Here is a 19,303-nt window from a genome sequence, read left to right on the forward strand (position 1 = left end):
TTTATCTACTTTTGGGTACAGGAAAACTGGCCGCCTAATGAAAGGCGGCCTCATATAACGAGAAAAAGACTTAATTGCCTTCGACGTGTACGCGACGAATACCGTCTTTTTGACCCAGTTTTAGAGCTAAGTTATTTAGACCTAATGGACGGTCAGCGGTACAGTGAATGGTGAGTTCGGTGCAGGCCAATTGATCCTCGTGTCGCATAGAGCTTTGAGCACGAGTAATGGAAGCACCAATTGTGCGTAAGTCTTGATATAGCGGTTGCTTAATGCTTTGGAGGCTGCTGCTAGAGCCTACGATCGTTAAACGAAAGCTTGGACGCAAGGTGCGTGCAGAAGTACCGCAACCAAAACGGCGTAGTAGTTGTGTGAAGCGCATGGTGATCTCCTAAAAAACAGGGGAGAAAACAAAATAGAAATGCGCGCACCACAAGTGTTGACCTCAACACGATGCCGATAGATAAGATATAGGAGAAAGCAAATAGCAGAACGCTATTTGTAAAACTACATCCTGGCTTTAACAGGATGCAGCAAAAGAAGCTGGAACCTGCTAAGCGATACGCGCGATATTAGATCGACTACATTCGTCGGTATCCACTAGGGTTTCCTCTCTTTGGTTAGTAATGACTCCATCATTATATAGGGTTTATCTCTATTTGTGAATGCTGCAGGGCAAATAGAGATCTCATCGCCTAAATCAATGATAGGACTGTTGTTTTTTACCTAAGCTAGACGCTAATCCGCTTTAATCTAGGCGTAAACATCGTATCTTTGTGCTTGTCTCCATGACCCCCTCCCGCTTTTAATAGGGGTTATCGCTAATTTTATGGTTAAACTATTGCCTAAGAACGAACGCTCGTTCTAATATAACTTATGCTTGATCAAACTTGTAGATTGTTCCCAGATATGGGTTCTCGACATGCTTCCGTATTGCGGGCAGCATTACGATTATTCAGTCAAAAAGGGTATTTTAATACGTCAGTACATGAAATTGTCGCTGCAGGTGGTGTGTCTGTTGGCTTTACCTATCATCACTTTAAAGACAAAACAGGTATTGCCCATGCGCTCTATCACCATTTATTAGGGCAAATGGACTTGCTGCTTGACTGTATAGAACAAGACAATCAGGGCGCTCAAGCTCGCTGCAAGGCCGTTATTTGTATGCTTTTTAAGCTCACAGAGGCCGAGCCAGATGCGATGGCTTTTATTATTCATGCCAGACACCAAGAGTTTCTGCCCTCTGAAAAATCGATTTGCTCTGCCTCTGCTTTTGTACGAATGCGTCGTTTTGTTGCACAAGGAGTAGAACGTGGCGAACTCAAGCCTATTGACCCAATGGTTGCGAGTGCATTGATGTATGGGGCGGCAATTCGTTTAATGTGTTTGCGCCTTGACGAGGTCGTTACAGAGCCTTTGTCTGATTACCTTGATGAACTGTGGCAACATACGTGGCATACGCTGGGCGCCTAACTAAATTAAAGCTCTGTTATGACAGGGCTTTTTAAAGCTAAAAAATAAGAACGAACCCTCGTTCTAACTTTGGAGTTTAGCAATGGCACATCATATATTAATTATTGGCGGTGGTATTGGCGGCACAATGACCGCTAATCATTTGATAACTAAAATGTATCCAGAGATTCGAGCAGGCAAGGTCAAAGTAACTTTGCTCTCTAACTCGCCGTGGCACTATTACAAGCCCGCTTTTATGTATGTGGCCTTTGATAGCTTTTTTAGAGACGAATTACGACGCCCCCAGCGCAGTTTATTACGTCCTGAAATTGATTTTCAGGTCGAGGAAGTCTCGCATTTTGATTTTAATAGTCAATCGGTCGAGTGCAAAAGCGGCAAAAAATTTGGCTATGACCATTTAATTATTTCCACTGGTTGTATCCCCTCCCCAGAGCGCATAGAGGGCCTTAAAGAGGCGGGCGATCATTTCTATCAGCATGCGCCAGCACGCCAATTAGCTGACAAACTTAAAACAATCGAAAAAGGCCGCATCTTTATTACCGTAACGTTTCCTAAGACGCATAATGTGCCGCACCAGTGTGGGATTGCTCCTATAGAAACCACTCTGATGCTAGACGAGCTGTTACGTAAACGGGGGGTGCGTGATCAAATCGAGATTGTATACACCTACCCAACCGTGTCTCAATTATTGCGTAATTGCTTATTCCTCCAAAAAGACACATGCGAGGTTTTACCGCCTATTTTTGAGCAAAAAGGAATTAAGCATCAGCGTGGCTTTACCCTAGATCGGGTTGATCCAGACCGGAAAATTGCTTATTCCGCAGAGGGCAAAGAGGAAAATTTTGATATTTTGATGGCTACCCCTCCTATTCGTGCTGTCAAAGCCGTACGAGATACAGGGGTCTCTAATGCAGCGGATGACGAAGGCTGGTTACCGACCGATCATGAAACCATGCAGGTCATTGGTTTAAAAAATGTCTATGTATTGGGTGATACCGTGGATTTACCCGTCAGTAAAGCCGGAGGTTCTTGTCATAGCCAGTCGCCAGTGGTTGTCAATAACATCGCTTCAGAAATTCGTTTTGGACGCACGTGTGATGCGTATGAAGGTCGTGTGGTGGCGATTGCTCAGATGGGCTTAGAAAATGGTATGCCTCTTTGGTATGACTACAACGAGGACGTGAAACCAACGCCTCCAAACAAAATAGGTGGGTTGATGCGTAAAGGGTTTAATCGAGGCGCTTATTGGGCTGTTGCCCGAGGCTTAATCTAATTGATAACGGAGACTGCCATGACACAGGATACACAAACCCCGACTGCCGCAGAATCAGCTAGCCAGCAAATTGATCAGTTATTACATGATGATGCGACGTTGATGGGCTTACAGGATTTGATCAATAAACTCGAGCCCTTAATTGCTGGTGGACGATTAAATCGCTTAGTTGACTTAGCTTCTATTGCTGCTGATCTGGTCGATATGTCTGATGCCTACATGATTGAAAAAATGGCAAAAGCAGGAGAGGAGCTAGTCGGTGGAGTCTGGTCTACTGGAAATGCGGCCCGCATGGCCAGTGCACAGGTTTCGGATATGAAAGAGACGCCTTCTATGATGGGGCTAATTCGAATGACCCGAGAGCCCGAAGTGCGCCGCGGGTTGGCCTTCTTATTAGCTTTTGCCGGGGTAATAGGCAAGCAACATAGTTACCAACCCTTAGACTATGATGTCGACTAATTCATTGTAAATAAGTTCGCTGTTAGATACGCCTAGCGCGTTTTTGGACCGTGTTTAGCCCCCTAAACACGGTCTTTTTTTTGCTCCCAATTTAAAAGTCGTTGTTTTAGGTTTACCCCCCATCGGTAGCCGTTTAACGTCCCTGATTTTCCGATGATGCGATGACAGGGAATAAATAAGGCAATGGGGTTGTTGGCACACGCGCTAGCAACGGCTCGTGCCGCTTTAGGATTGCCGCAGCGTAAGGCCAGATCAGAGTAACTAATCGTAGTACCGGCAGGGATTTTTTGTAGCTCACGCCAAACACGTTTTTGCCATGGTGTTCCTTTGGGTTGTAGGTCTAGTTCGGACTGAATTTGACCGGACTCAACATAGCGATTGAGGGCATGGGCATAAATAGGGTGTGGTGTCGGATTTTCTGTTAAGGACGCCGCTTTGTACGATTGCTGTAAATCAAGGAGCAGGGCTTCTTTTTCAGAGCCGATGCTTAGCCAACACAACTGATTGTGTTGTGTAGCCAACAGAACTAGACCGAAGGCCGAAGGAATGAAGTGATAATCTAGGTGCATGACGTAAAAGCTTCTACAAATAATGCTGTAGCGCGTACAATGGTTAGCCGCTGTAAAACAGCACGGATTTGATATAGATTTTTGGGTGTATATATTTTGACTACAAGACGATCTAAACGTTGGGACGGTAATTTAACATCGTTGTCAGTAGACTACTTAAAAGAAGTCGTAGAAAAAATGCAGGCTTACGGCAAAACCGTACAGTTTGAATTTCCAGGCCATGCCAAAATGCCGATTTATCAGGTAATTAATCAGCGTGGATTCAAGATGGGTTTTGATGGTAAACACCTTTTACATAGCCTAAACGAAAACGGCAACATAAGCGATGATTTATCTGCTGAGTTCACTCTAGAGCAAGTTCAAGAGGCAATGAAAAACCCTCCAGCTGCTGCTCCTCGTGCTCGAAAAAGTTCAGGGGCTGGTGCACGCCGAGCCGCTGTACCAGATACCGTTGAGGTGGATAAGTACAACTATTTCCGTGAAAACAGAGACTGGTTGCCAGATGATATTCAGTACTATGCCGATGATATTAGTGCCATGATGAGGTCTGGCATGAGCGCAGAACAAGCTTTTGCCAGTATTGTCGAAGAGCATTACGAATAATAAAAATAAAGCAGCCTAGGCTGCTTTATTTTTAGGGTGCTATGTACGTCATGGCACTATAGGATGTAGAAACCTAAGTCAAATAGATGGGGAATACATGCTTGAAACAGCGATTGTGGCAGCACGAGACCGAGCTCGGCTCATTGAGATTGCAGGTGTTTTAATCAGTTTTGGTGTAGATGGCCTAGTGGATCAATTAGGACTGCGAAAACTGCTACCTCGCACACAAAAACAACAACGTATTGATGAGCTTTCTATGCCCGAGCGACTCCGTCAGGCGATAGAGGCTCTGGGCCCGACTTATGTCAAATTAGGGCAAATCTTAGCCACTCGGCATGATTTATTAGCTCCAGAGTGGACAGCTGAACTAGAGAAACTTCATAACCATGTCACTGCGGTGCCATGGGCGCAAATTGCTCCCCAGCTTATTGAAGACCTAGGTGCCGACCCCACACAGCTATTTTTAGACTTTAATCCTGAACCGATTGCTGCGGCTTCTATGGCTCAGGTGTATAGCGCTAGATTATATGATGGTACGGAGGTGGTGCTGAAAGTACGCCGACCTAACTTGAGTTCCACCATCGAAGCAGACCTGCGGTTGCTGAGTCATTTGGCTCATTTACTCGCACAAAATAGTACGGACTGGGCTCGCTTTAAACCCGAGGAGATGGTGAGCTATTTGGCGAGCGCTATGCGAGATGAGTTGGATTTTGCTCGAGAAGGTCATAATTGTGATCAAGTTGCGGCGGCATTTGTTGATTATCCTGACATTGTATTTCCTACGATTTATTGGCAATGGACCAGCGAGCGAGTCATAGTCCAAGAATTTATGCATGGAACGAATCCGACACATGCGGCCGAATTGATAGGTAAAGGCTTAGACCTTCATCTTTTAGCAAAGCGGGGTGCTTTAGCTATATTGAAAATGATTCTTCAAGATGGGTTATTTCACGCTGACCCCCATCCTGGGAATTTACTGGCAATGGCAGGCAATCGAGTCGGTTTTATTGATTTTGGGATGGTCGGACGCCTGTCTGAGCGTCGCAAAGGGCAGCTGTTGATTCTACTGAGAGCATTAACCGAGGGACGTGGTGATGGTGTGGCCGCGATGTTGCTCTCGTGGTCGGATCAATACGATGCTGACCCCGTACATTTAGATATGGCTGTAGAGCGATTCCTTGCTCAGCATAGTACAGGGCGCTTGCAAATTGGTCGTGCGTTGACTGACTTCATGGCGTTGGCTAGACAACAGAAAATCACCTTACCCGCTGATTTGAGTCTGCTTTTTAAAACCTTCATTACTGCAGAAGGGGTATTGCGACGGGTTGACCCGCAGTTGGATTTGGTGCGCTTGGCTGAGCCTATGGTCATCGCAGAAATCAAGCAGCATTACGATGTGTCTGCCATGAAGCAGCGTGCAACGTATTTGGCTGCGGAGTTTTACGATCTAGCTGCTGATACACCTGGTGCTATCCGTTTACTATTGCATCGTTTACGACATGGTCGTATAGGCGTAGATATGGAGTTGCGTCATTTGGATAAGGTGGCGCAATCTCTAGAAAAATCCGCAGTCCGTTTATGTGTGGCTTTGGTTACGGCCGCTTTTGCGCTGGGCTTAGCACCCCGGTTATTTGACTTGGGCCCCCTTTTGTTGGGCGTCCCGTTGTTTGCATGGATTGGGCTAAGCGCAACCCTTATAGGTTGCGCCTTATTGTTGTACTGGTTGTTTAAGCCAAAGTGAATGTCATTTAAGCCAAGCCACGATCACGCGCAATCTGAGAGCGTTCTTCTTGATTAATATAGTTTTGAATGCGGATTTGTTCGGGGGCTTTAATGTTGAAAAAAGAACAACCAAAACGTTCAAGTTTTTTGCCAGAGGCTAAGGTCTGAGTTTGCTGTCGTACGACTTGGAGGTCAACAGTAACCTCACCGACTCCTGGTAGAGTCAATAAGCAGTCAGGAAAAATACGACCTTTGTAGGCATTTAATACCGATAGTTCATCAGATATGGCTACTCCACCTGAACTAATGTCAAACACAGGCAAAGTTACAGGTGTTGTTTTGGTATTTAGTGTGCATGAGGCAGCTGTGCTGCCTTTAGGACGAATTCTAAAGCTGTCTCGGCGTTGGATTCTACGCAAAAACAGAGGGATAGGCCCCATTAGCGCCGCACGCCCGTCGTGGGTGGTTGCACTGAGAGGTTGGACTTGAAACTCAATGGAGACTTGATTGACTAGGGCTTCAAAAAAAGCACGCTCACTGTTGATGAGTTGCTCGTTAATGGTTTGTTGAGCTGCACTATCAATGATGAGAGAGTTGGTGTCGAAGTCAATATCAACCAATGTCGTAATGACGGCATTGTTGATATTGCCATTGTGCATACGTAACAAAACACCTTGCTTAATGATTTGTAGCAAGAGTTGGTCAATTTCCTGAGGGGAGTCAATCCGATAAGGATCGTATGTATTTTGATCTGATGCAGCCGACATGCAAAAACACCATAAAATAAGTAACTGTATGAGATGGTATTATGCCAAAATATTTAGACCTTTACTGATAATCCTGTATGTAACGCGATAACATAGGTTAATCGTTGTAAAATTAACAGCAATGTAGCCCTAATAAATAGGACTATCACATTACGGAATTTGTTATGAGTTTATTGAATTCAGTGTTATCTGCAGCCGCCTCAATGGCGTTAGGTAAGGATCAAAAAGAACAAGCCAGTTTGTTACCTGCTTTATTACAAGCGTTGAATCAATACCCTGGTGGTATTAATGGCCTAGTAGATGCTTTTAAACAAGGTGGTTTAGGTGCAGTGGTCGCTTCGTGGATGGGACAAGGGCAAAATTTGCCCGTTGAGCCCAGTCAGCTTGAGCAAGTCCTTGGCACAGGGATGCTATCTGATTTAGCCGAAAAAAGTGGTTTAAATCAAAGCTCTGTATTAAATCATTTAACTAATTTGTTACCCGTGGTGGTAGACAAGGTGTTTAGTGGCACCGGAAATGGCACGGCTCCGGCTCAGTTAGATACTAATGCTATCCTAAGCTCTGTATTAGGCATGTTAGCTAAAAAATAATGCGTGATGATGCAGCACAGAATCAGGGTATTTTGTGCTGCTTTGATTTTTACATTAGCCCTCTTTCTTTAGCTATTAATAAACGTTGTTGCTGATTAATATAAAAATCAATACGTTGCTGTTGGGCTCGGCTTAGGTCCACAAAGGCACAGCCAATGCGTTGTACTTTTTTATTCGTGGCTAACTCTTGAAGATGATGGCGCACTACATGTAAATTAATTTCAATTTTATCAATATCGGATAAATGTAAAATACAACCCGTTAATAACGCATCTTTTTCAAAAGACAGCGCTAAAGACGGATCTATTAAAGAAAGGCCACTGGCACTGATATCAAAAAGAGCCAGTTCTACAGGTTGATCTAAGGGGATTGTACAGACAGGGGCTTGATGCGGCGGAGGCTGAATACGAAAGCTATTGCGGCGCTGAATTTTAAGCATATGGTCAGGCAATGCGGCCTTTAATGCTGGAATCCCTTTATAGCTGGTGGTTATGACATCTTCAAGCTGCATCTCAACATAATTAGAATCAATAATAATAGAGATCGTAAGCTGATTTGATTCGAGAGAACCCAGTTGTTCTGACTGAGCCTGAGGATAAGATAAAAAAATCCAGTTCTCATCGAAATTAATGTCTAACACATGCGCATTTAACAGCTCAGAGTTATCGGCATGGAGACGTACACCTAAAGATAGCTCATGGATAGAGGCTAGGGTTTGATCTATCAGATCGGTGTCAAAGGTGGTGTGTGGGTCGTAATCACTCTGTGTATGTGTCATGGTTATTATGGTTATTATTCTATATAGTAAGAATCTATAAGTAGGTTTTGTTATAGATTGCCAAAATTCTAGGTGAAAGCGACCTAGAATAACAATACTTAATTACAGTGATTTTTCGTATTTACAGACAAGAAAAACTCAGGGCCTACTGATACTAGGGAGGCCCTGAGTTATTTAACTGGCTTTAAGACATAAAAACCTAGATTTTACTGGCGTTTAAGGCTTGGGTTAAGTCAGCTAATATGTCATCAATGTGTTCAATGCCTAATGATAAGCGCACCATATCTGCGCTGACACCTGCCTGTTTTAGCTCGGCTTCGTTTAGTTGACGATGCGTAGTGGTGGCGGGATGACACGCTAAGGATTTGGTATCACCAATATTCACCAAACGTAAGATTAAGTTTAAGGCATCAATGAACTTAGCACCGGCATCACGGCCCCCTTTAATGCCAAAACTTAAAATCGCAGCAGGTTTACCACCAAAGTATTTCTGAGCCAATCCATGCTCAGGATTCGTAGGTAGACCGGCATAGTTAACCCAACTTACCTGAGGATGGTTCTCTAGGAATTCGGCCACTTTTTGTGCATTCTCTGTATGGCGCTCCATACGTAAGGCTAATGTCTCTATGCCTTGTAAAATTTGGAAAGCATTAAATGGAGATAGTGCCGCACCCGTATTACGTAAAGGCACCACACGACAGCGACCGATAAAAGCAGCAGGACCAAAGGCTTCGGTATAGACCACGCCATGATAAGAGGGGTCTGGATTGTTTAGGATGGGAAAACGTGCTTTGTGTTTTACCCAATCAAACTTACCTGAGTCTACAATAGCACCCGCAATCGTTGTGCCGTGTCCACCCATGTATTTTGTTAAAGAATGCACCACAATATCAGCACCATGCTCAAAAGGACGGCATAATGCTGGGGAGGCGACGGTGTTATCGACAATAACGGGAACACCATGACGATGTGCGGCTTCGCAGAGGGCCTCAAGGTCGATAATATTGCCGGATGGGTTGCCAATGGTTTCGCAAAATACAGCACGTGTATTATCATCAATCAGCGCTTCAATGGCGGCAATATCATCATGAGGAGCAAACTTAACTGTGATGCCCTGCAGAGGAAATGTGTGAGCAAATAGATTGTATGTGCCACCATAAAGCTTACTTACCGACACAATGTTGTCACCAGCTTTGGCAAGGGTTTGTATAGCATAAGTGATGGCGGCCATACCAGAGGCGACGGCTAAGGCTCCAACCCCACCCTCTAACGCCGCGACTCGCTCTTCGAGAACCGCATTTGTGGGGTTCATGATACGGGTGTAGATGTTGCCGGGAACTTTAAGATCAAATAAATCTGCGCCATGTTGTGTATTGTCAAAGGCGTAAGACGTGGTTTGATAGATAGGAACCGCAACAGATTTGGTGGTAGGGTCAGGGCTGTAACCTGCGTGTATGGCTAGAGTTTCAAATTTCATAGTATCCGTATTCGCTTGTTAGATAAGTTGGTAACACATAATGGTATCGTAACGGCTTATTTATGCATTAAACATAAATAAAATCAATATCGTTACAATTTTTTGTAATATAGGTGCCGTAACATGTCATCTATTTATAGTATCTGTTTTTGAGATTAGAGACCTAGATGAAAAACTGGTTTAAACGAGGACTTTTTGCTTTAGTGGTTTTTGTCATTGTGGCTTTAGTTGGTGGTGCAGTTTTTTTGCTCACTTTTAATCCTAATGCATATAAAAATAAAGTAGAGCAGATGGTTTATGATCGCTATCAGCGACATCTACGGATTGATGGTGAAATAGAGCTCTCTTTATTCCCTCGTATCGGCTTGTCCGTTGAGCAGGTCTCGTTAAGCCAAAAAAACAGTGAAGATCCTTTTGCCGCAGTGGATAGTGCTCGCTTTGCTGTGGCGGTTTGGCCGCTAATTTGGAATCGTTTGGTCGTCGATCACGTTGCTGTCAGTGGCTTTAAAGTGTGGCTAGAGCGTGATGAAGACGGTGAGTTTAATTTTACAGATTTATTACAAAAAGGTAATGAGACACCCATTACGCAGACACAATTTAATGTGTTACCCATTGCTGTAGCCCAAGCACAAAGCCATTCTTTAGTTCCTGATGCGAACCAAGCTGAATTTCAAATTGATATTGCGGGCTTAGATCTTAAAGAGGGCGAAATCCATTTTTCGGATCAGCCCTCTGAAACGCAAATGCGGTTGGTAAATGTAGAGCTCAATACTGGGCGTATGACTTTTGGGCAGCCTTTTGATGTGATATTTAAAGGACTATTGCAGGGCGATAGGCCTACTGCGGATGCGACCCTCGAAGGGCAGGCCGTAGTGCAGCTGGAGCCGCAGTTAAAGCGCTACGCGGCACAGCGTATTAATTTATCTTTGGTGGGTGATGTGGGCCCCTATAAGGCAAACAGTGCCACCTTACGAGGTGGACTAGAGCTCTTAACCCTAACCGAAGACCTACGTGCTCGCAATATTGAGCTGCTAACTCAAGGTCGCTGGCAAGACGAGTCACTGACGGTTAATAAAACACAGTTAAATCTACAAGTCGCTCAACTTAATCTAAAACGCAATCTACGTGTTTTTAATACCCAAAAACTTCAAGTCCGATTGAATGGTGTTCTACCGGTCCCCGAAGGACAGGCTGAGCATAAGATTGAATTTGCTTTAGATGTGCCTCGTATGGATATTGATCCTGAGCAAATTCAAGGCGAACCTGTTGCTGCCTCCTTTAAGCAGCAACAAGGTGCAGTGATGTTTGGCCTAAATGGACGGGCGAAGGATTTTAGTGGCACATTAGACTCACTCCAATTGGGTCAGGTCCAAATAGATGTGGCGAATAAAGCGGTAGATACGGCATGGAAACTGGGAGCAACGGCGTCAGCGCAATGGCAACAAGACGCATTACGGTTATCATGGCAGGATCTTGATGCGCATTTGCTCTTAGAGGATGAGGCGTTAAATCCTAACCCTGCCAATGCAAAGCTCACCGGCAATGGAGAGTGGAGCTGGTCTGAGCAGGCCGGCTTGTTTCAGGGGTTATGGCAAAGTGCTAATACGCATGCGCAGCTAAGCACTCATGTAAAGCATGATCAGCATTGGCAGTTCGGCGTAGAGGTACAAGCCCAAGAACTAGACATGAATCCGTGGTTACCATCAACGAAATCTGTTCAGTCACGACGTCAATCAGATAAGGCCAATGTGGCCCATGCCAGAATGCTTCCTGATTATTTTGATTGGCGTACCTTGCATACGCAACTAAATGTGAGTGCCGATGAGTTGACGGTGCAGCAACTGAAGCTATCTCAAGTACAGGTAGAGGCTGAGCAAAAAGACCGAGCCATTACACTGAAAAAACTAGCAGCGGAACTCTTTGATGGCAAGATTAATGGCTCTGGGCTATGGCAGCACGACCGAGCTGAGGCTGAATTAAACGTGCAGCTCAAAGACATTGATTTGCAAAAACTCTCCCAGAGTGCTGACTCCCACATTTCGTTAACGGGGCGTGGGGATATAGAGGCTAAGCTAAAAACACAAGGTCGTACCGAGTTAGCACAACGTGCGGCACTGGCTGGTTTGATTCAGCTAAAAGCAAAAGATGGGCAAGTGATAGGATGGGATGTGTGGCAGCATTTACGTAGTGCCAATGAGGCTGTGCGTAATGTGTTTAGTGGGCAAATACAGGCGCCCACGGAGCTATACACGGCAGAGCAGGCCACTTCTTTTAAAAATTTAGAGTTACAGCTGCAATTGGAAAACGGGCAGGGTATATTTAAAAAACTGCAGTGGCAGACCGATGGGTTAAAAATGAAAGCAGAGCCATTTTCTTATGTGGATGTGGTGAATAAGCAAATGGATATGGATTTGCGTTTTGATTTGATCAAAAAAACGTTGCCCCCTGAGTACGCAGATTTAGTGGCTTATACTTCACACCCCTTGTTTGTACGATTTAGCGGTATGTGGGCAGCACCGCGCTATCGATTGCAATGGCAGCGTTTAGATCATCCTGCTGTACAGCAAGCAATAGATAATGGGCTGTTGGGGCTTTTAGGGCGACCAGACTTAGGCTCTATCATCGAGGCCACGGTGCCCGTGCAACCTACTACAGATACATCGAAATCGTTAGGTAATACGTTAAAAGACTTATTGAAAACCAAATAATGACAAAACAAATCAGCACACCTATTTGCTTTGCTCCTGCTATCCATGGGGCTGAAAAATACCACGAGCAATGGTTTCTCGTTGGCGCAGATAATCACTGTTTAACTGCCCAAGACGCTACCGCATTAGATCAGGTGTCGTTGCGGTTACACATGGGGCAATTACAGCTACGAGCCCCAGGCATGCTTCGCTTAGAGTTGCTTTTGGATGTCTTAGAAGACGATGATGAGGTACGTTGCCAAGTCACGAACTTACAAGGGCAAACAATGGCTGCTATTGATGAGGGCGACGTGGCTGCCGTTTGGTTTACGCATGTTTTAGGTCGCCCATGTCGGTTAGTCAAAAAAGACCCCGGTCACCCAGATCGCTAGTTTTTTGCTGTTAGCTGATGATATTTTGCCAGTAGTTGCTCTTGGCTTTCTTGATGATCAGGGTGTATTTCAATACACTCAACAGGGCAAAAAACAATGCACTGAGGCTCGTCATGATGCCCTACGCATTCTGTGCATAAATGTGGGTCGATCTCGTAGATCTCTTCGCCCATATAAATGGCTGTGTTGGGGCACTGCGGTTCGCAGACATCGCAGTTAATGCATTCTTCGGTAATAAATAAGGCCATGATAATAAACCGCTTAAAGCCTAAAGGGATAATACACCTAGTGTAGTCCTATTTAGACTTTAAGGCGAAGTTAGGCTTTTGGTTGTTGCTGACGGCGCTCGGCGGCTTTGGTGGTTAACCAACGTTCTACTGATGGAAAAACAAATTTACCTACATCCCCACCCAATAGTGCAATTTCGCGTACAAACGTACCAGAAATAAATTGATATTGATCTGATGGTGTCATGAACAAGGTTTCTACCTCGGGCAATAAGTGGCGGTTCATGCCTGCCATCTGAAACTCATATTCAAAATCAGAGACAGCGCGTAAACCGCGCACAATGACACGAGCTTCTTGTTCACGTACAAAATCTTTGAGTAATCCCCCAAAACTTTTGACTTCGACATTAGAGTAGTGGCTTAAGACCTCTTGAGCGATTTCGACTCGCTCGTCTACACTAAAGAAAGGACGCTTGTTGGGGCTATGGGCTACCGCCACCACCACGCGATCAAAAAGATTAGCGGCACGGCGGACTAGGTCTTCGTGGCCACGAGTAAGGGGGTCGAAGGTTCCGGGATAAACAGCAGTAATCATAGTTTAGTCATATACAAAGGGTAGTTATTAAGCGAATAGCCCACAAATAGAAGGCTATGCAGAATCGGGCGCATTGTCCGCATTATTATCTGTTTTTGCCGTTGCGGCAAATTCTAATAGCTGAAAGTGCACATGTCCGGCCTTTTGTTGGCGTAAACTAGCAAAGTTTGCTGGAAATACGATAGGACTCTCACTTTCAACATAGATTAAGGCATCTGGGCTTAAAATAGTGGGTAGTTGATTCCATATTTTATCTAACCAGCCTTGATGAAAAGGCGGATCTAAAAAGATAAGGTCAAAAGGGTGGTCGGCACGCTCTAGAACATGCATGGCATCGCCTGCATGAATACGGACGTGATGGGCTTGTAGTTTATTTCGTAAAGCCCGTAAAGCAGTAATGGCAGTAGGATCTTTCTCTACCATTTGCACAAAGGCTACGCCATTAGAGGCGGCCTCAAAGCCTAAGGCTCCAGTACCCGCAAATAGGTCTAATACGCGTTTATTGCTGAAATCATCAGCCCAAAAATAGCGTAGCCAATTAAACAGTGTTTCACGCACGCGGTCAGGCGTGGGACGCAAACTGGTGGCATCAACCACTGGGATAGGGGTGCGACGGTATTGTCCACCTACGATACGAATTGCATTTTTTTTCATGCCTACATTTTAGTGCGTGATTCAACAAATTAGGTTTAGTGTAAAGCCATGTTTAGTTTTTTTAAAAGACGCAAAGCAAAAAAAGAGCAAGAGCTGCTTGAACAACAAGAACAACAGCGCCTAGAACAGGGGGAGCAAGCCCTTGATGAAACCGTTGAGACGGGGTCAGAGCCAGAGGCTGCAGCACCTACTTTAGCGCCCGAGCCGACTCCTGTAGCAGACGTGACTCCAGCGCCCGAGTTAACTGTAACGCCAGAGCCCACCTCATCACGTCAAGCACTTTTAGAAACCGCTGATTTGACGCCTAAAGAGGATATCTTTGTTGAGCTTACACGGGATGTACAGGTAGAGACCAAGCTAGAAGAGGTTGAACTGACCCCTGAGCCGGAACCCGCACTCGCACCGGAACCCGAATCTGTCCCGACTCCAGAGCCTTTACCTGTAGCTGCACCTGATGTGGCTCCGGTTATCGCCGAAGGCAGCACTACACAAGAAAAACCATCGAAAGGCTCTTGGTTATCCCGGTTACGTAAAGGATTATCTAGAACAGGTCAGTCATTAACAACGCTCTTTGTTGGGGTAAAGGTTGATGAGGAGTTGTTTGAGGAACTAGAAACTGCGTTGATTATGGCGGATGCAGGGGTGGAGGCCACAGAGGCACTACTCACCGACTTACGAGCTCAGGTGCGCAAAGAGAAAATCACAGAGGGCGAGCAGGTGAAAAAGGCTCTCAAAGAGGCATTAACTCGTCATCTTAGCCCTTTAGAAAAACCGTTTCCTTTGAATGCGGCTAAACCCCTTGTGCTAATGATTGCGGGCGTCAATGGGGCGGGTAAAACAACCTCTATTGGTAAATTAGCCCATACTTTTCAACAACAAGGGGCTAGTGTTTTATTGGCTGCTGGGGATACGTTCCGAGCGGCTGCCCGAGAACAGCTTGTCGAGTGGGGAAACCGTAATAATGTGCAGGTGATTGCTCAAGAGGGCGGAAATCCAGGTGCAGTTGCCTTTAATGCCGTGACGGCAGGGAAATCAAGAGGCTCAGATGTGGTCATGGTTGATACCGCAGGTCGACTGCCTACACAGCTCAATCTCATGGAAGAGTTGAAAAAAGTAAAACGAGCAATTACTAAAGCGGACGCAAGCTCTCCACATGAGTGTTTATTAGTTGTGGACGGCAATACAGGGCAAAATGCTTTAGCACAAATCAAAGCCTTTGACGCGGCGATTGGTTTAACTGGATTGGTCGTAACTAAATTAGATGGTACAGCCAAAGGTGGGATTTTAGCGGCAGTAGCAGCAGGCAGTAACGGAGTTCGTCCTATTCCTGTTTATTGGATTGGGGTCGGCGAGGGCATGCATGACTTGCAGCCCTTTGTTGCCAGTGAATTTGCTGGTGCGTTATTGGGTGATTAAAAAGCCTTAATGGCGATCTGGTTTTAAACGCTGGTCTTGTAACAGAGCCAGCGTTTTTTTACTTTTAGCACTGTATTTTGCTATTTTTTGATTTAGCCATTCATTGGCAAAAGCACGTTGAGCCTTATTGACAGCATTTTCTTCATACCAATCTTGAACCACATAGATATCACAGAGGTCGCCGAGCTGATCTTGGGCTTTATCTAATAATGCATACAGAGCATCATCCGTTGAATAACCCACTATCTCTAAATTATAACGTAGGCGTTTAATTTGATTTCGTAAGTCGTGTTGCTCAGATGGGGACAATAGACCAAATTGAGCGCATAGTTTTTGAATACGACTGAGCCAGTTTGCTAAGCGGGAACTAAGCTGAGCCTGTGGCAGATCGGGTTGGTAGGCAGAGGGATTGAGTGCTTGAAGTAAGACCAAGTTAGCCAAACTCGTGAGCAATACGAGTTGAAACTCTGTACTGGCGGCTAAAGCCTGTGCTGAAGAGGTCTTGCTTTTAGGTGGTTCAAGCTTTTTGGCGGCGGGTAAACCTGCCGCCACTAACTTAGGTTGCAGCTCTAACCAGAACATATCTTTATCACGCCAGAGGCCAAACTCTTTGTAATGCTCCCGCAACTCTTGATCTAAAGCCAATTCTGACGAGGTTAACCAAGGTTTAAAGAGCTGACGGCAAGAACGTAAGCGGCGTAGGCCTACACGCAACAATGTTAAATAGCTGGCTTGTAAGTCCTTTGGTGCGACTATTTCATCAACGCCAGCTAAAAAGGTTGCATTACGGATGACTTGACCCAGAAATACGTTGGCCCCTGTCATGTATAAATGAGAAACCAAAGCCTCATCACTTTCACCAATGGGGTCTGGGCGATATGGCTGTTGGGCCAGAGCGAGTGCAGCTGAGGCTCCTTTTAGAGGGCGAGGCTGGTGAAGCATGTATTCATACAGCGCGTCGCCTCGTTCGGATTTAGAGCGTAACTCAATAATTAAGGCAAACCGTTTTAACCATTTACTTGCTGCAGTAAATACATCGGTCATGTGACCTGTTTTGAGTTCAAACTCAATTTCATTGATCGGTAATTCAGAGCCTTTAGCCTTAATGACCCCAAAGTCCAAGGCAATTTCTATTTCTGACTGGTCTTGTTTGATTACCGCAATTGTACGTTGCACATCCGTTTGATAACGGACCTCTAGGGGGGCAGCTAATTGCTCAAACAGAGCAGCCGCTGCGGTGTTTTGATAGACACTTAAATCTAAACTAGGCCCCGGTCTAAGATGATTGTATTCCAGCTTACTTAACTCGTCTGTGCCACGCATTTTTAATGTTTGCACCCATTGAGTCCCCTCAAGTCTTAGGCGTAAAGCCGCAAATTGACGTGCTAAGCAGCGTAGGGGCGTGTCAAAGTAGTGGGCCGCCAGATGGATAGGAGGCTGACTCGCAATCAGGTGAATAGCATCGATTAATGCTATCCGTTGATTAGGGGGAATATAAAGTTTAAGTTCTCGTTCTAACACATTAATTATAAATAGAGAGTTAATTAGCAGGCATATAGCCTAACGCAGAGGATATTCGTTTGGCACATTGGCTGATGGCATGAGCAATCTCACCATCCAACCCTACATCAAAGACCGCACTAGGACCAATACTCGTGAGGGCCAGCACGATATTACCGGAGTGATCAAAGATAGGCACGGAAATTGCATCCACTCCTGGTAAGGGATTACCCAAAGCTTGGGCGGCCCCTTGTTGGCGTACCTGTTCGAGTAATTGCACAAAGTCTGGGTCTTCGTAGTCTAAATGTGTACTACGTAAAATGGCAGAGTCTGCATATTCTCGTTTTAAGTAATGCTCTGCGACCTTAGGGGCGAGCCAAGCCGCAAACACATGCCCCGTTGCTGTATGGCGCATAGACATCACTGTACCGGCCCGCATATTGACGTGTACGGGATAACTGGCCTCACAGAGATGCACAATTGTTGGTCCATGAGAGCCAAGGACTGCGGTAGCGAGAGTGTGTCCTATTTGGTTGGCCGTTTCAATCACCAAAGGCTGGGCAATGCGTAGAGGAGTGGACCGTTGTAGGCTAACTAAGCCCATTTGCATCGCAAAAGGACCTAACTCATAATGTCCACTAATTGCATCTTGTCGAACTACGCCCACATTAATAAAACTCACCAGATAGGGGTGAGCTTTGGCTGACGTCATTTCAGCCGCAGCGGCTAATTCGCCTAAGGGCATGGGTTGAGCCGCATTAACTAGCGCAGCTAATAGTCGATGTCCTGTTTCAACAGACTGGATTCGACGGCGTCCTGCTTCAATAGATAGAGGGGCATTAGGCATAAGAAAGCGTGGGGTTTTTACTGCATTAATAGAATGGACTATACAAATAAAGGGAAATTGTACCTAATTCGTCTTCAAGGGCTAAAATAGGGGCAATACATTTACGCAGGACAGTCATGAGTCAGCATACACAAGATAATAACGAATACGATATTTCTCCTGTTACCGATATTGTGGCCGAGCTACGCGCTGGTCGCATGGTGATTTTGGTCGACGAAGAGGATCGTGAAAACGAAGGCGATCTGGTCATGGCCGCCGAATTCGTCACACCTGAAGCCATTAATTTTATGGTGACACACGGACGTGGCTTGGTTTGTTTAACCTTAACCGAAGAGCGCTGCCAGCAGCTTGATTTGCCATTGATGGCCGTACGTAATGGTACGCGATTTGGAACCAATTTTACCGTCTCCATCGAGGCCGCAGAGGGTGTGGAAACCGGTATTTCTGCAGCTGACCGCGCTAAAACAGTGCGTGCCGCGGTGGCACGTGATGCACGACCTACTGATTTAGTGCAGCCCGGGCACATTTTCCCCTTAAAGGCAGAAAATGGCGGGGTATTGATTCGAGCTGGGCACACCGAGGCAGGTTGTGATTTAACTCGGATGGCAGGTTTAACACCAGCCGCTGTGATCTGTGAGATTTTAAATCCAGATGGCACGATGGCTCGCTTGCCACAGTTGATCGAATTTGCTCAGCAACATAATTTAAAAATTGGTACGATTGCGGACTTAATTCAATATCGTAGTGCGCATGAGTCCATGGTTGAGCGTTTGTTCGACCAAAATATGCAAACCCCTTGGGGGGCATTCCGTGCCATTGGCTACAAAGATTTAGCCTCGGGGGCTCCTCATTTAGCACTGGTGCATGGCAATATCACAGCAGACACAGAAACCTTAGTGCGTGTTCACGAACCGACTACGGTCATAGATATGTTGTGTGCAGACAGCGATGATCACAGCTGGAGTATTCCTGCTGCATTAAAAACCATTGCTAAAGCCCCATCAGGGGTGGTGGTTATGTTAAATTGTCAAGGTTCCGAGGAAAAGATCTTCGAGCAGTTCAATTTACGTAGCGAACAGCCTGCTGGTACGGCGTCAACTGCCGCTGCAGAACACCGTTACGATTTGCGCACATATGGTATAGGCGCACAAATTTTACGTGACTTAGATGTAGGCCAAGCTCGTTTATTAGCCCGCCCACGTAAAATGCCAAGTATGACCGGTTTTGCCCTTACCGTGACGGGCTACCTGACCGAACCCACCGCCTAATTTTGT

At 45.5% G+C, this 19,303-nt stretch carries 20 protein-coding genes; 10 read left to right on the top strand and 10 right to left on the bottom strand.

Annotation, left to right across the window (positions count from 1 at the left end; translation table 11 throughout):
• Nucleotides 1-70: 70 nt before the first annotated feature.
• On the bottom strand, nucleotides 71-382 hold the full coding sequence (locus tag Q0Z62_RS04030) for a hypothetical protein (RefSeq protein ID WP_269901311.1): 312 nt from the start codon (nucleotides 380-382) through the stop codon (nucleotides 71-73).
• Between the two features lie 494 nt (nucleotides 383-876).
• Here Q0Z62_RS04030 and Q0Z62_RS04035 point away from each other — a divergent pair, with 494 nt between their 5' ends.
• The 3 genes from Q0Z62_RS04035 (at nucleotide 877) to Q0Z62_RS04045 (ending at nucleotide 3,205) form a co-directional block, all read left to right on the top strand.
• Nucleotides 877-1,473: a TetR/AcrR family transcriptional regulator gene (locus Q0Z62_RS04035; protein WP_269901312.1), complete on the top strand. Its 597-nt coding sequence runs from the start codon at nucleotides 877-879 to the stop codon at nucleotides 1,471-1,473.
• An 82-nt stretch (nucleotides 1,474-1,555) separates the two neighbouring features.
• Nucleotides 1,556-2,746, top strand: coding sequence for an FAD/NAD(P)-binding oxidoreductase (locus Q0Z62_RS04040; RefSeq protein ID WP_269901313.1), 1,191 nt, complete (start codon nucleotides 1,556-1,558; stop codon nucleotides 2,744-2,746).
• An 18-nt stretch (nucleotides 2,747-2,764) separates the two neighbouring features.
• On the top strand, nucleotides 2,765-3,205 hold the full coding sequence (locus Q0Z62_RS04045) for a DUF1641 domain-containing protein (RefSeq protein WP_298051152.1): 441 nt from the start codon (nucleotides 2,765-2,767) through the stop codon (nucleotides 3,203-3,205).
• A gap of 62 nt (nucleotides 3,206-3,267) precedes the next feature.
• Here the strand turns inward: Q0Z62_RS04045 and Q0Z62_RS04050 are convergent, their stop codons facing one another.
• The gene (locus tag Q0Z62_RS04050; RefSeq protein ID WP_269901315.1) at nucleotides 3,268-3,774 is read right to left on the bottom strand and encodes a methylated-DNA--[protein]-cysteine S-methyltransferase; all 507 of its coding nucleotides are present in this window, start codon (nucleotides 3,772-3,774) and stop codon (nucleotides 3,268-3,270) included.
• 96 nt (nucleotides 3,775-3,870) lie between these two features.
• Here Q0Z62_RS04050 and Q0Z62_RS04055 point away from each other — a divergent pair, with 96 nt between their 5' ends.
• Entirely contained in the window at nucleotides 3,871-4,377 is a 507-nt protein-coding gene (locus Q0Z62_RS04055; RefSeq protein ID WP_269901316.1) for a hypothetical protein, read from the top strand.
• A gap of 97 nt (nucleotides 4,378-4,474) precedes the next feature.
• Nucleotides 4,475-6,118 (top strand): AarF/UbiB family protein, encoded by a 1,644-nt coding sequence (locus Q0Z62_RS04060; RefSeq protein WP_298051159.1) that lies wholly within the window; start codon nucleotides 4,475-4,477, stop codon nucleotides 6,116-6,118.
• Between the two features lie 7 nt (nucleotides 6,119-6,125).
• Here Q0Z62_RS04060 and Q0Z62_RS04065 read toward each other — a convergent pair whose 3' ends face one another.
• Nucleotides 6,126-6,866, bottom strand: coding sequence for a flagellar brake protein (locus Q0Z62_RS04065; protein WP_298051162.1), 741 nt, complete (start codon nucleotides 6,864-6,866; stop codon nucleotides 6,126-6,128).
• A 164-nt stretch (nucleotides 6,867-7,030) separates the two neighbouring features.
• Here Q0Z62_RS04065 and Q0Z62_RS04070 point away from each other — a divergent pair, with 164 nt between their 5' ends.
• Nucleotides 7,031-7,456 carry a YidB family protein gene (locus Q0Z62_RS04070; protein ID WP_298051165.1) on the top strand — a complete coding sequence of 142 codons (426 nt, stop codon included), beginning with the start codon at nucleotides 7,031-7,033 and terminating at the stop codon, nucleotides 7,454-7,456.
• 49 nt (nucleotides 7,457-7,505) lie between these two features.
• Here Q0Z62_RS04070 and Q0Z62_RS04075 read toward each other — a convergent pair whose 3' ends face one another.
• Together Q0Z62_RS04075 and Q0Z62_RS04080 are read right to left on the bottom strand one after the other, a co-directional pair.
• Nucleotides 7,506-8,234: a flagellar brake protein gene (locus tag Q0Z62_RS04075; protein WP_298051168.1), complete on the bottom strand. Its 729-nt coding sequence runs from the start codon at nucleotides 8,232-8,234 to the stop codon at nucleotides 7,506-7,508.
• 199 nt (nucleotides 8,235-8,433) lie between these two features.
• Complete coding sequence (locus Q0Z62_RS04080; RefSeq protein ID WP_298051170.1) at nucleotides 8,434-9,711, bottom strand: bifunctional O-acetylhomoserine aminocarboxypropyltransferase/cysteine synthase; 1,278 nt, start codon at nucleotides 9,709-9,711, stop codon at nucleotides 8,434-8,436.
• A 167-nt stretch (nucleotides 9,712-9,878) separates the two neighbouring features.
• Here Q0Z62_RS04080 and Q0Z62_RS04085 point away from each other — a divergent pair, with 167 nt between their 5' ends.
• Nucleotides 9,879-12,419 carry an AsmA family protein gene (locus tag Q0Z62_RS04085; protein ID WP_298051173.1) on the top strand — a complete coding sequence of 847 codons (2,541 nt, stop codon included), beginning with the start codon at nucleotides 9,879-9,881 and terminating at the stop codon, nucleotides 12,417-12,419.
• Nucleotides 12,419-12,790, top strand: a complete 372-nt coding sequence (locus Q0Z62_RS04090; RefSeq protein ID WP_269901324.1) for an MOSC N-terminal beta barrel domain-containing protein — start codon at nucleotides 12,419-12,421, stop codon at nucleotides 12,788-12,790. The genes Q0Z62_RS04085 and Q0Z62_RS04090 overlap by 1 nt, the downstream gene beginning before the upstream one ends.
• Here Q0Z62_RS04090 and Q0Z62_RS04095 read toward each other — a convergent pair.
• The 3 genes from Q0Z62_RS04095 to rsmD all read right to left on the bottom strand — a co-directional run bounded on the left by Q0Z62_RS04095 (nucleotide 12,787) and on the right by rsmD (nucleotide 14,266).
• On the bottom strand, nucleotides 12,787-13,038 hold the full coding sequence (locus tag Q0Z62_RS04095) for a YfhL family 4Fe-4S dicluster ferredoxin (protein WP_298051177.1): 252 nt from the start codon (nucleotides 13,036-13,038) through the stop codon (nucleotides 12,787-12,789). The genes Q0Z62_RS04090 and Q0Z62_RS04095 overlap by 4 nt on opposite strands.
• 70 nt (nucleotides 13,039-13,108) lie before the next feature.
• Nucleotides 13,109-13,612: a pantetheine-phosphate adenylyltransferase gene (coaD, locus tag Q0Z62_RS04100; protein ID WP_269901326.1), complete on the bottom strand. Its 504-nt coding sequence runs from the start codon at nucleotides 13,610-13,612 to the stop codon at nucleotides 13,109-13,111.
• A gap of 54 nt (nucleotides 13,613-13,666) precedes the next feature.
• Nucleotides 13,667-14,266, bottom strand: a complete 600-nt coding sequence (gene rsmD, locus Q0Z62_RS04105) for a 16S rRNA (guanine(966)-N(2))-methyltransferase RsmD (protein ID WP_298051180.1) — start codon at nucleotides 14,264-14,266, stop codon at nucleotides 13,667-13,669.
• 48 nt (nucleotides 14,267-14,314) lie between these two features.
• Between rsmD and ftsY the strand changes: the two genes are divergently transcribed.
• Entirely contained in the window at nucleotides 14,315-15,682 is a 1,368-nt protein-coding gene (ftsY, locus tag Q0Z62_RS04110) for a signal recognition particle-docking protein FtsY (protein ID WP_298051183.1), read from the top strand.
• Between the two features lie 6 nt (nucleotides 15,683-15,688).
• Here ftsY and Q0Z62_RS04115 read toward each other — a convergent pair whose 3' ends face one another.
• Together Q0Z62_RS04115 and Q0Z62_RS04120 are read right to left on the bottom strand one after the other, a co-directional pair.
• Nucleotides 15,689-17,203, bottom strand: coding sequence for a CYTH and CHAD domain-containing protein (locus tag Q0Z62_RS04115; protein WP_298051186.1), 1,515 nt, complete (start codon nucleotides 17,201-17,203; stop codon nucleotides 15,689-15,691).
• 19 nt (nucleotides 17,204-17,222) lie between these two features.
• Nucleotides 17,223-18,029, bottom strand: coding sequence for an IclR family transcriptional regulator (locus Q0Z62_RS04120; RefSeq protein ID WP_298051189.1), 807 nt, complete (start codon nucleotides 18,027-18,029; stop codon nucleotides 17,223-17,225).
• A gap of 116 nt (nucleotides 18,030-18,145) precedes the next feature.
• Between Q0Z62_RS04120 and ribBA the strand changes: the two genes are divergently transcribed.
• The gene (ribBA, locus tag Q0Z62_RS04125) at nucleotides 18,146-19,297 is read left to right on the top strand and encodes a bifunctional 3,4-dihydroxy-2-butanone-4-phosphate synthase/GTP cyclohydrolase II (protein ID WP_269901331.1); all 1,152 of its coding nucleotides are present in this window, start codon (nucleotides 18,146-18,148) and stop codon (nucleotides 19,295-19,297) included.
• Nucleotides 19,298-19,303 lie beyond the last annotated feature (6 nt).

The organism is uncultured Paenalcaligenes sp. (assembly GCF_947630565.1).
GTDB lineage: Bacteria > Pseudomonadota > Gammaproteobacteria > Burkholderiales > Burkholderiaceae_B > Paenalcaligenes > Paenalcaligenes faecalis.

Coding starts and splice junctions, on each gene's coding strand:
- Q0Z62_RS04090 (WP_269901324.1), top strand. CDS start 12,419: ATGACAAAACAAATCAGCACACCTATTTGCTTTGCTCCTGCTATCCAT.
- Q0Z62_RS04035 (WP_269901312.1), top strand. CDS start 877: ATGCTTGATCAAACTTGTAGATTGTTCCCAGATATGGGTTCTCGACAT.
- Q0Z62_RS04065 (WP_298051162.1), bottom strand. CDS start 6,866: ATGTCGGCTGCATCAGATCAAAATACATACGATCCTTATCGGATTGAC.
- rsmD (WP_298051180.1), bottom strand. CDS start 14,266: ATGAAAAAAAATGCAATTCGTATCGTAGGTGGACAATACCGTCGCACC.
- Q0Z62_RS04060 (WP_298051159.1), top strand. CDS start 4,475: ATGCTTGAAACAGCGATTGTGGCAGCACGAGACCGAGCTCGGCTCATT.
- Q0Z62_RS04045 (WP_298051152.1), top strand. CDS start 2,765: ATGACACAGGATACACAAACCCCGACTGCCGCAGAATCAGCTAGCCAG.
- Q0Z62_RS04070 (WP_298051165.1), top strand. CDS start 7,031: ATGAGTTTATTGAATTCAGTGTTATCTGCAGCCGCCTCAATGGCGTTA.
- coaD (WP_269901326.1), bottom strand. CDS start 13,612: ATGATTACTGCTGTTTATCCCGGAACCTTCGACCCCCTTACTCGTGGC.
- Q0Z62_RS04095 (WP_298051177.1), bottom strand. CDS start 13,038: ATGGCCTTATTTATTACCGAAGAATGCATTAACTGCGATGTCTGCGAA.
- Q0Z62_RS04030 (WP_269901311.1), bottom strand. CDS start 382: ATGCGCTTCACACAACTACTACGCCGTTTTGGTTGCGGTACTTCTGCA.
- Q0Z62_RS04050 (WP_269901315.1), bottom strand. CDS start 3,774: ATGCACCTAGATTATCACTTCATTCCTTCGGCCTTCGGTCTAGTTCTG.
- Q0Z62_RS04120 (WP_298051189.1), bottom strand. CDS start 18,029: ATGCCTAATGCCCCTCTATCTATTGAAGCAGGACGCCGTCGAATCCAG.
- Q0Z62_RS04080 (WP_298051170.1), bottom strand. CDS start 9,711: ATGAAATTTGAAACTCTAGCCATACACGCAGGTTACAGCCCTGACCCT.
- Q0Z62_RS04085 (WP_298051173.1), top strand. CDS start 9,879: ATGAAAAACTGGTTTAAACGAGGACTTTTTGCTTTAGTGGTTTTTGTC.
- Q0Z62_RS04040 (WP_269901313.1), top strand. CDS start 1,556: ATGGCACATCATATATTAATTATTGGCGGTGGTATTGGCGGCACAATG.
- ribBA (WP_269901331.1), top strand. CDS start 18,146: ATGAGTCAGCATACACAAGATAATAACGAATACGATATTTCTCCTGTT.
- ftsY (WP_298051183.1), top strand. CDS start 14,315: ATGTTTAGTTTTTTTAAAAGACGCAAAGCAAAAAAAGAGCAAGAGCTG.
- Q0Z62_RS04075 (WP_298051168.1), bottom strand. CDS start 8,234: ATGACACATACACAGAGTGATTACGACCCACACACCACCTTTGACACC.